Source organism: Kitasatospora sp. NPDC092286, assembly GCF_044755565.1.
Classification (GTDB): Bacteria; Actinomycetota; Actinomycetes; order Streptomycetales; family Streptomycetaceae; genus Kitasatospora.
On record NZ_JBIVRD010000011.1, the window covers coordinates 55,991 to 67,837 of the forward strand.

Here is an 11,847-nt window from a genome sequence, read left to right on the forward strand (position 1 = left end):
GTGGGGCAAGGTTCACCACTGCCCCAGCCTGTTGCGTCCGGCCCAACGGTAGCCTGCCGAAGCAAGCAGTCGAAGGAACGCGGGCCGCCGATACGGCAGAGAGGATCCTGCTCCGCGACGCGCCCAGAACTCCGCCGGGCGTTCCTCTGTCGGTGTCAGGCCTACCTGCGAAGCTCTGCCCATGTCAGCAAACATCGCCCTCGAACTGACCTTTTACTGCGTCAGCATCTACCTGCTCTTCGCCATGTTCTCCGTGAGCTCTGCGTGGATCAGCGGGCCTCGCGTGCCCGGCAACTGGCTCCGCCGTCTGCGCCCTCTCGATTCCCTTCTCCGTTCCATGGCTCGCAGACGCGCGCAGACTGCTCGCCGCCTCCTGGAGGACAGCGGGGTGAGTGCCGACAAACTCCCCGATGTCGCCTTGCTGGAACGAGTCATCGCCGACCGGTCACGGTCCTTGGTCGGCATGGGTGTGGTCTGGGCTCCCCCACTCCTTGCTTCGTTCGCCATGTGGCTGGGTCTTTCCATTGGCGACCCGGATCACCATGCCTTCAAGAGCACTGCGCCCCTGCTTCCTTGGGGCTTGCTCTTCCTCTCCCTGTGCCTCGCCGAGGCAGACCGCAGAGCAACCACGCGTTCCGTTCCGAGGGAGTGGACGGTTCACACGGCCCTGGCTGCTCTGGAGAGTTGCACCGAGGACAAGCCTGAGCGTCGCGGCCGAACTGCGGACGGTTCTGTGTCCAAGGCCATGGGTGAGCTCTGTTCGACCCTGGAACGTCAAGCACGCTTCGTGCCGAAGGATGCCGATCACATCCTCCGACAGCGGGTCCGGGACCGCGCCTACCTGATCGTCCGCAATGTGCAGGCAGCCAAGATCCGGCTGCTGTCCGAAGACACTGTGGCCCGGACTGACCTGGCCAGGATCCTGGCGTCCGTCCTCCGGCACGCAACCCGGCCAGCCAACGTGATCGGCGCCACCGTGAAGCTCGCCGACGATGAGGTCCTGAGCGACGACCCTGCGTGGCACCGGGACTCACGCCCTGCCTCCGCGATGACCAGCGCGATCGGCAACCTGGCCTTGGTCGCGGCACTTGTCGGCACAGGCGTAGCCATCAATCTCATCGGACTGCCCGACGTGGTGGCGACCCCCATCGTCTCAGTGATCACTGTGGCGGGTGCCCTCGTCCTGAGGAAACTACGCATTCCGACAACGGCGGAGAGCCCTTCAACGGCCGCCCAAACTGACCAGCCCGGCACCCCGGCGGAACACACTGAGGTTCCACGACAGGATGTTCCGCCAACGCGGATCGAGAGGTGACCTGTCTCCGCCGCCCCGCCGGCGCAGGCGCCGGCAGATGAGTCCGGATCCGGCAGTGCCGGAATTCGTCAGCCGAAGGCGGCTCACAGCCCGAGCAGCGTACCTATCCGGCGACGCGCGTCAGCACGGTTTCCCAATCTAGATCCAGTCGCTCGATGGCAGATGCAAGAGTCACGAATGCGTCGATTCCCGCTACCTACGGAGCGATATGCCGGACAATGTCTTCCTCGCCAGCTTCCCTGCGCAGGCATCAGTGCCACCTCGCCCGACTTCCGGTGCAAAGGCCGTCCTGTCGGGCGCTCAGCCCTGCACCGAGATGCTCGGCTGCATCATGGATCACTCGGACCCGGCCAGCTATGTGGTTCCGTGCAACCAGTTCGACCACCACGGACCTGAGCACACGATCCGTGATCCTTCCGGATATCCGGTCTTCACCGTCCGTCGCACCTGGCTGGCAGCGGAAGGCTGCGAACCGATCATCGAAGGCTGGGGCTACGGCGCCAGCCTGGAGATGAACCAGGCCGGGGCTCATGACTTCGCCGCACAACTACGCGACCAAGCCTCCCGGATCGACGAAGAGGCCGAGCGCCTCGCCGCCGCCCACTCCCCGCGAGCCACCGACGGCTGCGGTGCTCATCCGTGGTGCGTGAAGGGCACCGCACCGCACGCGGACTGCGAGGGGACAGAGATCACCCTTGAGGCCGTCGACTCCCTTAACCCCGGCCAAGGTGGGCCCTATCTCAGCGCGCGCCTGGCAACCTACGACGGCGTACCGACCTGTGGGATGCTCCTCGACAACTGGACGGACCTCAACGCCGCCGACCTCCGTCGAGTGATCGACGACATCGAGACCTACCTCCCGAAGCTGCGGATCGTCGCTGCGCAGCTTGCTGACGCTGAGATCCGGAGTTCGGCTACTCAAGGAATCTCGGCTTGAGCGCTCGGTTGTCGGCACCTACGGGATCGAGAGCCCTCTCGAAGACAACCGAGCCAGGCCAACGGAAAGGGCGGCTCGACTTCGGCGGGCCCGACAACACCCCAGGAGGCCATCCGGCTGTCGGCGGCGGCCTGCGGGCCGGCGCCGACGTCCTCAGCGCCGCGCTGATTACCGCCGCGCTGATGCTCGGCATCTACACCATCGTCGGCACCGGCGAGCACGGCTGAGGCTCCGCCCGCACCCTCGCCTCGGCGCGCTCTCGCTCGCCCTGCTGGCCGGCTTCCTGCTCCGCCAGGCCAGGACCGCCCAACCCCTGCTCCCGCTGCGGATGTTCCGTTCACGCGAGGTCTCCGGCGCCAACGCCGTGCAGGTGCTGACGATCTCCGCTCTGTTCGCCTTCCAGATCCTGGTCGCGCTCTACCTCCAGATCGTCCGCGGCTATGCGCCGCCGCGATTGGCCTCGCGCTACTCCCGGCCGCGCTCACCATCGGCACCGTCTCGCTCGCGCTGTCCGCCCGGCTGAACGCCTGCTTCAGCGAGCGCCCGATGCTGCTGACCGGGCTGGTGCTGCTGGTCGCCGCCCTGGCGCTGCTGACCCGGCTGCCCGCGGACGGGAGCTACATCCTCGACCTGCCGCCCACGATGCTGCTCGCGGCCGGCTTCGGCCTGACGATCTCGGCGCTCACCGTGCTCGGCATGTCGGGCGCGGGACCGGCAGACGCGGGCACCGCTTCCGGCTTCTCCAACACCACCCAGCAGGTCGGCGGCGCGCTCGGGGTCGCTGTCCTCACCACCCTCGCCGACGGCCGTACAGGGCCCTCGCGGCGGCCGGGCACCCGGCGGGCGAGGCGCTCACAGCCGTGTTCCGGCTCGCCTTAGCGGTGTCCACGGACCTGCTGACGGTGGCTCTGCTGCCTGCCGCCACGGTCCTGCGCCCGACCGGAGGGCCGCAGTTGGAGCCAGACCAGCAAGCCTTGCCTCGGCCCGCGTTCGGCGCGGCCCGGGGAGCCCGGCGTCACGGCCAGACCAGGCAGTACAGCTGGTGCCCGCCTCGTCCAGCCGGTTGGCGAAGTCCTGCCGCTCGTGCAGCTATTGGTCCCCGCAAGCCCGCAACCTGCGCTTTTGTTGCCAAAGTGCCACTGACCAGCGAAAACTACCTTCAGTGGTTGACGCTGGTCAGCGGCGTTTTCCACCCTCATGTGCCCTGGATGTGCCCTCGCTTCGCGCCGGTTTTCAGCGCCTTGCGAGGAGGCCGAGACCGCTGATCGGCAGGTCAGCCGGCGGCGGGCGAGCCGCTGCTGCTGCTGCGGTCGTCGAGGACGATGTGCGGCTGCTGCAGGCGGTCGCTGCCGACCTCCTCGTCAGCGGGTCGGGTGCTGTTGATGACGGCGGCGATGCGCTCGTAGCTGGTGACGGCGAGGGTCCAGGTCTCGATGCCGGTGTCCTTGCCGAGGCCGCCGCACACGGTCTCCCGGAGCGCGTTGAGAAGGGCGAGGGTGCTGCGGCCGGAGAGGATCGTGTCCTCGTTGCTGTCGTTGGCCGGCTTCGAGAAGTGGTCGGTGCCTTCGACCTGAGCAGCCAGGAAGTCCCAGGTCTCGGGGTGGCAGGAGATCGCGACGGTCTTCACCGCGGCGGCCTTGCGGAGAGTGTTGACGTGGTTCTCCCAGACGAAGGGCTCCGGGATCAGGCCGGACACGTCGTTGGCGCAACTGCTCGGGAGATCGTCGACTGCTGCCTGCTCCTGTGCGACTGCATCCGTACGCTCGGGTTCGACCTCCGTGTCCTGCACCGTGGCGACGGAGGGGCACAGGAGATCTGCGAGCTGAGCAACGACCTCGGTTGCGATCAGCCGTGCCTGGCCCTCCGGAGGGCTGGTGGCGGTGGTCGGCTGGGGTTCGGGCGCTTCTGCGGGCTGCGCTTCCGGTTCGGGTGCGGAAGGCTCCGGAAGGGCACCCTGGTGCTCGGCGAGCTTGGCGGCCACCTCGGCGGCGATCTGGCTGAGCTGGTCCTTCGTGAGAGCGTTCGGGGTAACCGGCGTGTGGTCGGCGGGGGTGGTCTCGGACACGGTCGTCTCCTCGCTGTCGGATTCCGCGGCCTCGCCGGTCACGGTGGGGGTGGCCGACTCTGCGGCCTGTTCGGATGCCGGGGGCTCGGCGCTGGGAAGCTCGGTGATGTCGACGGGACCGTCCCTGTCGTCGTCGCCGGGAGGGTGAACGGCGTCGTTCTGGTCGTCCGCCTCCGAGGAGGTTCCCGCGGGCTGGCTTACGGCCTCGGGGGAGTCAATGGAGGACCGAGGCGGCTCGTCGTGGCCGACTCCCAAGGAGGATCGGCTGCTGTCTTGCAGGGCGCTGAGCTCAGCCCGCAGGTTGCCCAGCTGGCGGTGGAGGCTGCGGTTGTCCTGATGGGCGCGGCTGGCTTCCTGCTGTTCCCGGGCGATCGCCTCGAAGAACTCGTCGCGGTGTTCACTCAGGCCGGCCGCCAGCGTGGCGCTGAGTTCGGTCCGCAGGTTGTCAGTGTTGTTGCGGATCTCCTCCAGGCCGGCCTGCAGGGCCGCCCCGACCTCTACACGCAGCAGTTCGACCTGATGGGCGGTGCCCCTCGCCATATTCCCTCCCGATCTCGCGCGCCTGTCGGGCTCGCGGCGGGTACAGCGTGGCGGCAAGGGCCAGTGCGTGATGAGGAGATGGCGGGGACTGTCGAGATCGTATCGATTACTGTCTGAGATCAGATCATCACGCTGGAGCCGTGGTTCGCCAGTTCGATCCGCGCCTTCTCCGGAGCGAAGCGCTGTACTCCTGTGCGCCTCGCCATTACGACTCGAACAGGGTCGGCTGGTTCCAGGGCGAGGCTATGGGTTGCCCTTGAGGGCCGAGTAGGCGTACCAGTTGGTCGGCTTCGTGTTCGGTGAGGTCGGAGAGGAGGCGCGCCGTTGTGCCGATGAGTTCATCAAGGGGAACGTGGCTGCGGGCACCTCGTGCACTGGCCAAGCGGTAGGTGAAGCTGCAGTGCAAGACCGCGCCGGACGGTGTTGGCGCATCCGCCTCGATGACCGCCTCAGCCCGGCCCAGCGCCTCGCTGATGCCGGCGAGCTGGGAGTCGTGAACGACATTGTCTCCAGGGCTGTCGTAACCGATGCGGCGATCGGTGACGAGCATACGGATCGACGTAAGCGGGACGGAGAACCGGTCGGCCCGGGCGCGCACTTCGTCCAGAGTGGGCTCGTCGTACCTTTCGGTCGTGTCGAGATCCTTCTGCGTCTGGGCGACGTACGCCCGAAAGCGCGACATCTGCAGAACGAGGTTGCCGTGATCCACTGCCCAGCGCCAAGGGCCAATCGGCGCGTTGGACGTGCTCCCCGGAGCAAGCACGCAAACGTGGCTCTGCCACTGCTGAGCCGCCGGCCGCATGAGGTGCTGAAGGTTCTCCGGGTCACGGACCGGTGTGCGGAGTAGGAGCGGCAGGCTGATCAAGGGAAGCAGGCGACCCCAGAAGCCGCTGTCAGGAATCTCCTCAGCACTGAGAAGGTAAGCGAGGGTGGATTCGTCCAGACGGCCGGAGCGTCGAAGCGTGCCCGGGAAACTGGCCAGGGTGGAGCCTCCGCCCTGCCACAGAGCAGCCATGAAGGCCGTCATCCGGTCCGCGACCAAGGGCACCATCCGGGCGGATACCGCTTCCACTGCCACACGCGTCGGTGCGACATCTCCTTCACGGGCAGCTTCCACGCCGGTGACGACAGCGCTCCTGAACCGGGTGATCGCAGGGCCGTCCAGGGCGCCATGCCCGCCTTCGATCACCGAGCTGGAGATGAGCCGAGGGACGCTCGGGGTGTCCTGGGTGGGAACCAGCTCACCGAAGGCCGGAGTGTCAAGAAGCAGAGTTTGGTGTTCGGTGGCTGACGGTTGGAGATCTGCCGCCGCACGGGACGCTTCGAGCTGCCCCAGGGACACGATCATCGGTCGGTCCTTGGTCTGCAGCCGAGCGATGTCGTCCTGGAGCTCCGCCGGGTTGGCCGTTGTCCGGAGATAGACGTGTCGGTCTGGGGTGCGGGTCGCCTGCGGCCAGCGGATCACCATGTCCGGGGCGTAGGTGTGGTTGAAGAAGCCCGTCGCGATGACCTCGGCCCGGGGGTCCATCCGGCGCAGTTGGTGCCCGATGATCTCCTTGACCCGGCCGAAGGGCTGCCTTGGGTCCGTGTCGTCGAGCGCGGCCATGATCGCCCGCGATGCCTGATTCACCACTGCTCTCCCTTGCGGATCAGTTCGGCAGCCACGATGGCTTCCCAGTCCTTGAGGGGGACCAGCGTCTCCTGCTTCTCTGACAGCACGATCAGCCACAGCCGCGACGCGACCATCGCAACGATCTCGGGGTCGATCACCGCCTCAGCGGCAGCTCGGTCAGCCGTTCCGAAGACGCGGTCGTGGTGGAGCAGAACCGCCGTCTCGACATGCTTCGGCGAGTCCAACTGCGACCAGGTGTTGGCGCGGAAGGGAGCCCATGTGATCCACATGAGGTGATCACTCAGAAGATGGCCGTTCTGGCACGCGACGTAACACTTCGCAACGAACTCGTCGAACTGATTTCCCTGGTCGCTGGGCTGCTGGTAGTTCTTCACCTCGGCACAGAACATGTCCCCGTGGTAGGGAGCGCCGCGCATGGCGCCTCCCAGGTCGAAGGAGAACGTCTGCCCGCCATGAGGCCATGCCAGAGTCAGCCGTCGGGCGCACGACGGCGAGTCGGTGTTCGCATACGCGCCCGAGATTCTCATGGTGCCCTCAAGCCACATCTTTGCCCGGCGGGCGCCTGAGAATCCTTTGAGGTGGGCGTCTTCCCCCACTGCCACGTTGATCAGCGTAGAGGACTCCAGCAGCTCACACCACGGGCGGGGCACTGGAACGGCTGCTCTCAAGGTCCGATTGGCAGCGACCAGTGCTGTCGCCTGAGGCGCGTGTAGGGCTGGGTTGGCTCGCCGAGACAATCCTCGACGAGCCGCGTCATGCCGCAGTCGGCTCCTAGCCGTAGCGAGAGAAGGTGGGACCGCCATTACGGTAGGCGGCGAGTGCTTGTACAGCTGTGGGGAACGCCGGCTCGGGGAGGTCGCTGGCGGGAACCCAACGGGCGGTGAGGTGGTTGTCGGGTTCGGTGTTGGTGAGGGCGCCGGCCCACTTGTCGGTGGCAACGACGAAGAGAACGAAATGATCGACCTGGTCCCAGCCCGGTGCGACGTGAACGAAGTGGAGGTCGGCAGGGTCGACGAGCAGGCCGGTTTCCTCCTTGAGCTCGCGGGCGGCGGCCTCGTCGAGGGCTTCGCCGGGCTCGGCCTCGCCAGCCGCAATTCCCCCACTGGACAGAGTCTGGCTGGGGAATCCCGGAGTGCTCATCCACGAAGGCGCCTCCTCGATGCTGCTGGTATGTGCGTTTGTGCTTCCACGGTCTCTCCCGTGCCTTCAGGGCAGGAGCCAGGAGCAATGGCGCTCGCCCGGCATGGCCATGACTGCCGGAGTAGATTGATTCGTAGACGGCACACAGAGCCGCCATGGGTTGTTATTGCTTCTGGCAGCCGGGACGGCAGACGAGCGGGTAGGTGCCCGCTCGACAGCACGTGCGCGGCACGGGTGAGGAGGCGCCTCGTGGCAACCTTGACACTTCCCACGGGCTACACGAACGCTGAGTGGGAGCCGATTGTTCGCAAGGGCCGGAAGCTGGTCAAACAGAGGAGCAGCATTCAGTTCGATCTAGGCGATCTCGTGATCAACGCGTTGGTCGGCCATCCCCGAGGTCACGGCGAGGTGGGGCAGGTCATTGAGCTGCTCGCCCACCAGATTGGTGTCAACGAGGCCACCCTGCGTCGGTACTACTCGGTGGCCTCGCAGTGGCCTGAGGAGAAGCGGCGCCCGGATGTCTGCTTCACCGTCCACGAAGAACTCGCACGGGTGCGAAGTCGGTTTATCTTGATCCGGAAGGACCCGTATGACCCGTTCTCGAAAGAGAACCGGTGGACGGTCAACGAAGCGCAGCGTATCGGCAGAACCATGCCCCTGACGCCGACGAACTCGGAAGAGCGGCTGGCGAAGACGCGGCGACTGCTGCACAGCGACGAGGATGCTGCTGAGGCCGTGAAGGAGATGATCGCCCGGCCTGAGGTGCGCAGTCGGGTCGTGGCCGACCCTCATTCGCGCAACATGCTGCGAGAGGCACAGCGAGAGCACTGGCGGCAGGTCGACCGCGAGATCGAAGCTGAGGAAGATCTTGCTTCGGTTGAAGAGGCCGAGGAGGTCGAGGAAGTCGTCGAGGAGACGGCCCTCCCAGGGGTCGGCAGAGAGGCGCCCCTGGAGATCCTCAGGCTGATCGGAAGCTTCGCATCGTTCTTCGTCTCCCTGCAGCGGATCATCCCCGAGATCCATGCCCAGGACTACAACGAGGACACGAAGGCAGCAGTGCTCGACAACGTCCACAAAGCGCGGATGCTCCTCGACTGGTGTGAGAGCGCAATCACGACAGGCCGCACCGACATGGACAAGGCACTGGCGAGCCTTCTGAAGGACGAGGAGGGCGAGTAGCCGCAGGCAGTGGCTGCTGCAACAACAGGGTCATCTGCCTGAAAGGCCACGCCCGGAAGGACGTTCGTCCGGGCGCCGGGCCACCAAGGGGTGACAACGGCAACTAAAAAGAAGGTGGCAGCCATGACCACCACGCGCCGCCAGGCGGCGCACGACAGCGGAGAGGATATCTGGAACCGGGTAGCAAAGGCCGGTGACAACGGCCTTCCCCGAGAGGAGGCCATCGGCGAGAACACAACAGCCCAGTTCGAACGAGGCAAGTCATGGATTCGCGACCACCAGTGCGCGAACAAAAAGACGGGCTTCGTGCTAGTACACGGCCGGTACGCGGCCACCAACAACGTCGACATGAGCAAGCTGTACGCCTCGATCAGATTGGGAAGCCTGTTCAAGGCCACGGAGCGCGTGTACAAGTGCGCGCTGGCCAACCTGCCACCTGAGGCGCAGAGCGACCTGTCGGTCATGGTGTTGATGAAGACGTGCAGGGACATCTTCGCTGCCATGGAGTTCCTGAAGGAGGCCGGATTCTCGGCACAGGTCGCTGGGGAAGTCTCCCAGGAGAAAGCCAAGACGTCCACGGCATCGGGTAGGGGCCGGAAGACGTCGGGCACCGCCAGGCGGCATTGAACCCGAGGGCACGAGCCGGGCCCACAGGTAGGGTGGGCCCGACCCGCTAACGTCGAGCGTCCCTGGCTACAGGGGCCGACGCAACTCAAGGCTTAACTCACTGCGCCAGGCCAGAACGAGCACCAAGCGCATCTCTAACGGTTCTTCTTGCGAGACGCCCTCGCTTGCTTCTGCTGCCGCTTCCTGGCTTGTGCGGCGCGCTTCTGTGCCTCCAGCGCCCGCCGCTCTGCCGGCGAGAGCATGGCACGGCGGAACGCGGACTCAACCAGTTGCTCATCTTCGCCAAGCCAGTTCGGTGCCTTGCCACTTACCGTTTCGTCGGCCGCGATGGAAGCAGCGATCTCGTCCTGCAAGTCTTCAGCGCGGTTGTACGTGATGATCTCGACGGGCGCGCCGTAGACGACCCCGGGGCCGGCCGGAGTCTGCTCGAACCCGTAGTCGTTGTAGGCCACGATCCCACCGCCAATACCGCGCGCATCCCCCTTGGGGATCTCGGCCCCGTACATGTTCGAGGCTTCGCCTCGGCGGCCTTCTGGGCTGCTCAGATACGGGCAGACCATAGCGGCGTAGATCATGCAGGTCCGATGGCCGGGGGCTTCACCGGTGGGCGCAGAGTTGCGGTACGCCTTCCCGATGCCCAGCAGCGCGCTGATCATCTCGGCCTCCTCTCCGTCCACGACGCGCCACACTGGTCCCGGCTGCATCTCCCTACCGCAGACCGTGCATCGGCGCTCTTCGACGCACAGGAACACCCGGCGCATGCTCGTGCTGGCAAACTGCGGGACGCCGTCCTCCCACGGAGTGATCGCCGGGACGGGGTACCCGCGGGGGTCGCGTGGACGTGCAGTGATACCGGACGGCATGGCTATGTCAGTGACTCGCATTCCGCGACTATATGACCCTGTCCCCATCGTCCCAGTGATCACTGTGGCGGGTGCTCTTGTCCTGAGGAAACTGCGCATTCCGACTTCGGCTGAAGACACTCCAACGCCCGCCCAAGCTGACCAACCCGGCTGTCGGCAGCGGTTGAAATCGGGCCGGTCCCGACGGTTCAGTTGTGGGCCAGTTGCAGTCTCGCTGGATGGCGTGTGCCAGTCGTTGTCGTCGGTGGGGACGTGTGCGAGTTCGTGTCCTCGCGGTCGGAGGCCCCGGTCGCTCAGCTGGCCCGGCCCCGGGGCTGAGGACCGAGGGCCGAAGGAGCTACCGGGCTGTGCCGGTCCCGCGGGCAAGAGCGGGCCCATGCGTCAGCTGTAGAGATTGGCTCCGACTTCGACGAGCTGCTGTCCGACGCCGGTAGCTACAGCAGCCGTAAGCTCTGAGCCGGCCAGACGCATAATCCTGCGCCAGATACGGCCGCCCTGCTCGGGGTCATGGCCGTCGCGTTCGAGGGCTTCGACCTCAGCCACGTAGTCCTCGGCGTCGACCGGGTCGAGGCCGAGCTGCGGGGCGACATCGCGCAGACCCTGCACCAAGCCTGCGAGGGCCTGGGCATCGATCCCGTTGCCCACGTTGATCGAGTTGTGGTCGCCGGTGGAAACGACACCGCCACTGACTCCGCCTTGCACGACCGTGCCGTGGTAGTTGGTCGTCGTGGATGCGGTGTGCTGGCTGTCCATGTAACTCCTCACAGTGTGGCCGCCACGGATACAGGCGGTGCCGGCCATGGTGATCCGCAGCCGGCATGAACCGGTGCCTTCTGAGTCGGCCTCGCCGTCCGCCAGACCGTGTGCTCCGAGTTCGACGGCAGCCTCCGCGATCTCGGCGACCGTGAGTACGGTGCCGGCGAAGAACGCAGCCGGGGCGTCGGCGAACTGGCTGGGCTCCACCGGGGCACCCTGGTCGTACAGCCACCGCAGGACCGCGTCAGCGGCGTAGTTGGCGCGGGCGACGCTGTCACCAGCAAGCTTCTTCAACCGCCGCACCTCAACTCGGCCGGCATCCATCAGTCGAACTGTGGTCTGTTCTCCGCCCCAGCTGCGAACGATCTGCACCAGGCCGTGCTGCTCCAACTGGAGCGCGAGTTCAGCGGTGTCCTCCCTCGGAAGGTCCTCCAGCTCAGCGAAGCTCAGCAGGTCTCGGAGGCCGCCGCGCTGCCGTCCTGTCGGATCGTCCAACCACAGCAGGGCTTTGGACAGGTACGGGTCCTCCGCGACCCCGCCGTGCGCATGCGGGCCCGTGCCGTTGGACGGGTCCGTACTGACTGGGACTCGAATCGGATGACGCCGTGCCGAGCGTTCCACCCCCTTCTGGATCTCGCGCATCATTTGGTCGATCCCGCGTTGATTGATCTTGAACCCTGCCAAGTCCGACTCCTTCCTACATGGGACCGTACGAAGCTATCGGCTCGCTCTGACACGCCGATCACAGAGCGCGACTAAGCCCGGATCCACCACGACAAGGTCGACTGGAAT

The 11,847-nt window shown here is 66.2% G+C and carries 13 protein-coding genes; 7 read left to right on the top strand and 6 right to left on the bottom strand.

The window, feature by feature from the left end; translation table 11 throughout:
- Positions 1–181 precede the first annotated feature (181 nt).
- The 5 genes from ACIQIB_RS13515 to ACIQIB_RS13535 all read left to right on the top strand — a co-directional run bounded on the left by ACIQIB_RS13515 (position 182) and on the right by ACIQIB_RS13535 (position 3,131).
- Complete coding sequence (locus ACIQIB_RS13515) at positions 182–1,315, top strand: hypothetical protein (RefSeq protein WP_363605324.1); 1,134 nt, start codon at positions 182–184, stop codon at positions 1,313–1,315.
- Between the two features lie 208 nt (positions 1,316–1,523).
- On the top strand, positions 1,524–2,252 hold the full coding sequence (locus tag ACIQIB_RS13520; protein WP_363605323.1) for a hypothetical protein: 729 nt from the start codon (positions 1,524–1,526) through the stop codon (positions 2,250–2,252).
- Positions 2,249–2,479, top strand: a complete 231-nt coding sequence (locus ACIQIB_RS13525; RefSeq protein WP_400660265.1) for a hypothetical protein — start codon at positions 2,249–2,251, stop codon at positions 2,477–2,479. The genes ACIQIB_RS13520 and ACIQIB_RS13525 overlap by 4 nt, the downstream gene beginning before the upstream one ends.
- 101 nt (positions 2,480–2,580) lie before the next feature.
- A complete protein-coding gene (locus ACIQIB_RS13530; RefSeq protein ID WP_400660262.1) occupies positions 2,581–2,775 on the top strand; it encodes a hypothetical protein in 195 nt (64 codons plus the stop codon).
- Positions 2,776–2,798: 23 nt separating this feature from the next.
- On the top strand, positions 2,799–3,131 hold the full coding sequence (locus tag ACIQIB_RS13535) for a hypothetical protein (protein WP_400660260.1): 333 nt from the start codon (positions 2,799–2,801) through the stop codon (positions 3,129–3,131).
- 394 nt (positions 3,132–3,525) lie between these two features.
- Here the strand turns inward: ACIQIB_RS13535 and ACIQIB_RS13540 are convergent, their stop codons facing one another.
- From ACIQIB_RS13540 to ACIQIB_RS13555, 4 genes are all read right to left on the bottom strand, one after another.
- Positions 3,526–4,857, bottom strand: a complete 1,332-nt coding sequence (locus ACIQIB_RS13540) for a hypothetical protein (protein ID WP_400757934.1) — start codon at positions 4,855–4,857, stop codon at positions 3,526–3,528.
- A gap of 205 nt (positions 4,858–5,062) precedes the next feature.
- A complete protein-coding gene (locus ACIQIB_RS13545) occupies positions 5,063–6,487 on the bottom strand; it encodes a hypothetical protein (RefSeq protein WP_363605320.1) in 1,425 nt (474 codons plus the stop codon).
- Positions 6,484–7,092, bottom strand: a complete 609-nt coding sequence (locus ACIQIB_RS13550) for a hypothetical protein (protein WP_363605319.1) — start codon at positions 7,090–7,092, stop codon at positions 6,484–6,486. Before ACIQIB_RS13550 ends, ACIQIB_RS13545 begins: the two co-directional genes overlap by 4 nt.
- 169 nt (positions 7,093–7,261) lie before the next feature.
- Positions 7,262–7,630: an NUDIX domain-containing protein gene (locus ACIQIB_RS13555; RefSeq protein WP_363605318.1), complete on the bottom strand. Its 369-nt coding sequence runs from the start codon at positions 7,628–7,630 to the stop codon at positions 7,262–7,264.
- Between the two features lie 249 nt (positions 7,631–7,879).
- Between ACIQIB_RS13555 and ACIQIB_RS13560 the strand changes: the two genes are divergently transcribed.
- Both ACIQIB_RS13560 and ACIQIB_RS13565 read left to right on the top strand, forming a co-directional pair.
- Positions 7,880–8,809 (top strand): DUF6192 family protein, encoded by a 930-nt coding sequence (locus tag ACIQIB_RS13560; RefSeq protein ID WP_400757937.1) that lies wholly within the window; start codon positions 7,880–7,882, stop codon positions 8,807–8,809.
- A 123-nt stretch (positions 8,810–8,932) separates the two neighbouring features.
- Positions 8,933–9,436: a hypothetical protein gene (locus ACIQIB_RS13565; RefSeq protein ID WP_363605315.1), complete on the top strand. Its 504-nt coding sequence runs from the start codon at positions 8,933–8,935 to the stop codon at positions 9,434–9,436.
- Positions 9,437–9,570: 134 nt separating this feature from the next.
- Here the strand turns inward: ACIQIB_RS13565 and ACIQIB_RS13570 are convergent, their stop codons facing one another.
- Both ACIQIB_RS13570 and ACIQIB_RS13575 read right to left on the bottom strand, forming a co-directional pair.
- A complete protein-coding gene (locus ACIQIB_RS13570) occupies positions 9,571–10,092 on the bottom strand; it encodes a hypothetical protein (protein WP_363605313.1) in 522 nt (173 codons plus the stop codon).
- A gap of 588 nt (positions 10,093–10,680) precedes the next feature.
- On the bottom strand, positions 10,681–11,739 hold the full coding sequence (locus tag ACIQIB_RS13575; RefSeq protein ID WP_363605312.1) for a hypothetical protein: 1,059 nt from the start codon (positions 11,737–11,739) through the stop codon (positions 10,681–10,683).
- Between the last annotated feature and the right edge of the window lie 108 nt (positions 11,740–11,847).

What these genes read in the sequence shown, in the direction of transcription:
- ACIQIB_RS13515 (WP_363605324.1), top strand. Translation starts at nt 182, where the DNA reads ATGTCAGCAAACATCGCCCTCGAACTGACCTTTTACTGCGTCAGCATC.
- ACIQIB_RS13520 (WP_363605323.1), top strand. Translation starts at nt 1,524, where the DNA reads ATGCCGGACAATGTCTTCCTCGCCAGCTTCCCTGCGCAGGCATCAGTG.
- ACIQIB_RS13530 (WP_400660262.1), top strand. Translation starts at nt 2,581, where the DNA reads ATGTTCCGTTCACGCGAGGTCTCCGGCGCCAACGCCGTGCAGGTGCTG.
- ACIQIB_RS13535 (WP_400660260.1), top strand. Translation starts at nt 2,799, where the DNA reads ATGCTGCTGACCGGGCTGGTGCTGCTGGTCGCCGCCCTGGCGCTGCTG.
- ACIQIB_RS13540 (WP_400757934.1), bottom strand. Translation starts at nt 4,857, where the DNA reads ATGGCGAGGGGCACCGCCCATCAGGTCGAACTGCTGCGTGTAGAGGTC.
- ACIQIB_RS13555 (WP_363605318.1), bottom strand. Translation starts at nt 7,630, where the DNA reads ATGAGCACTCCGGGATTCCCCAGCCAGACTCTGTCCAGTGGGGGAATT.
- ACIQIB_RS13565 (WP_363605315.1), top strand. Translation starts at nt 8,933, where the DNA reads ATGACCACCACGCGCCGCCAGGCGGCGCACGACAGCGGAGAGGATATC.
- ACIQIB_RS13570 (WP_363605313.1), bottom strand. Translation starts at nt 10,092, where the DNA reads ATGATCAGCGCGCTGCTGGGCATCGGGAAGGCGTACCGCAACTCTGCG.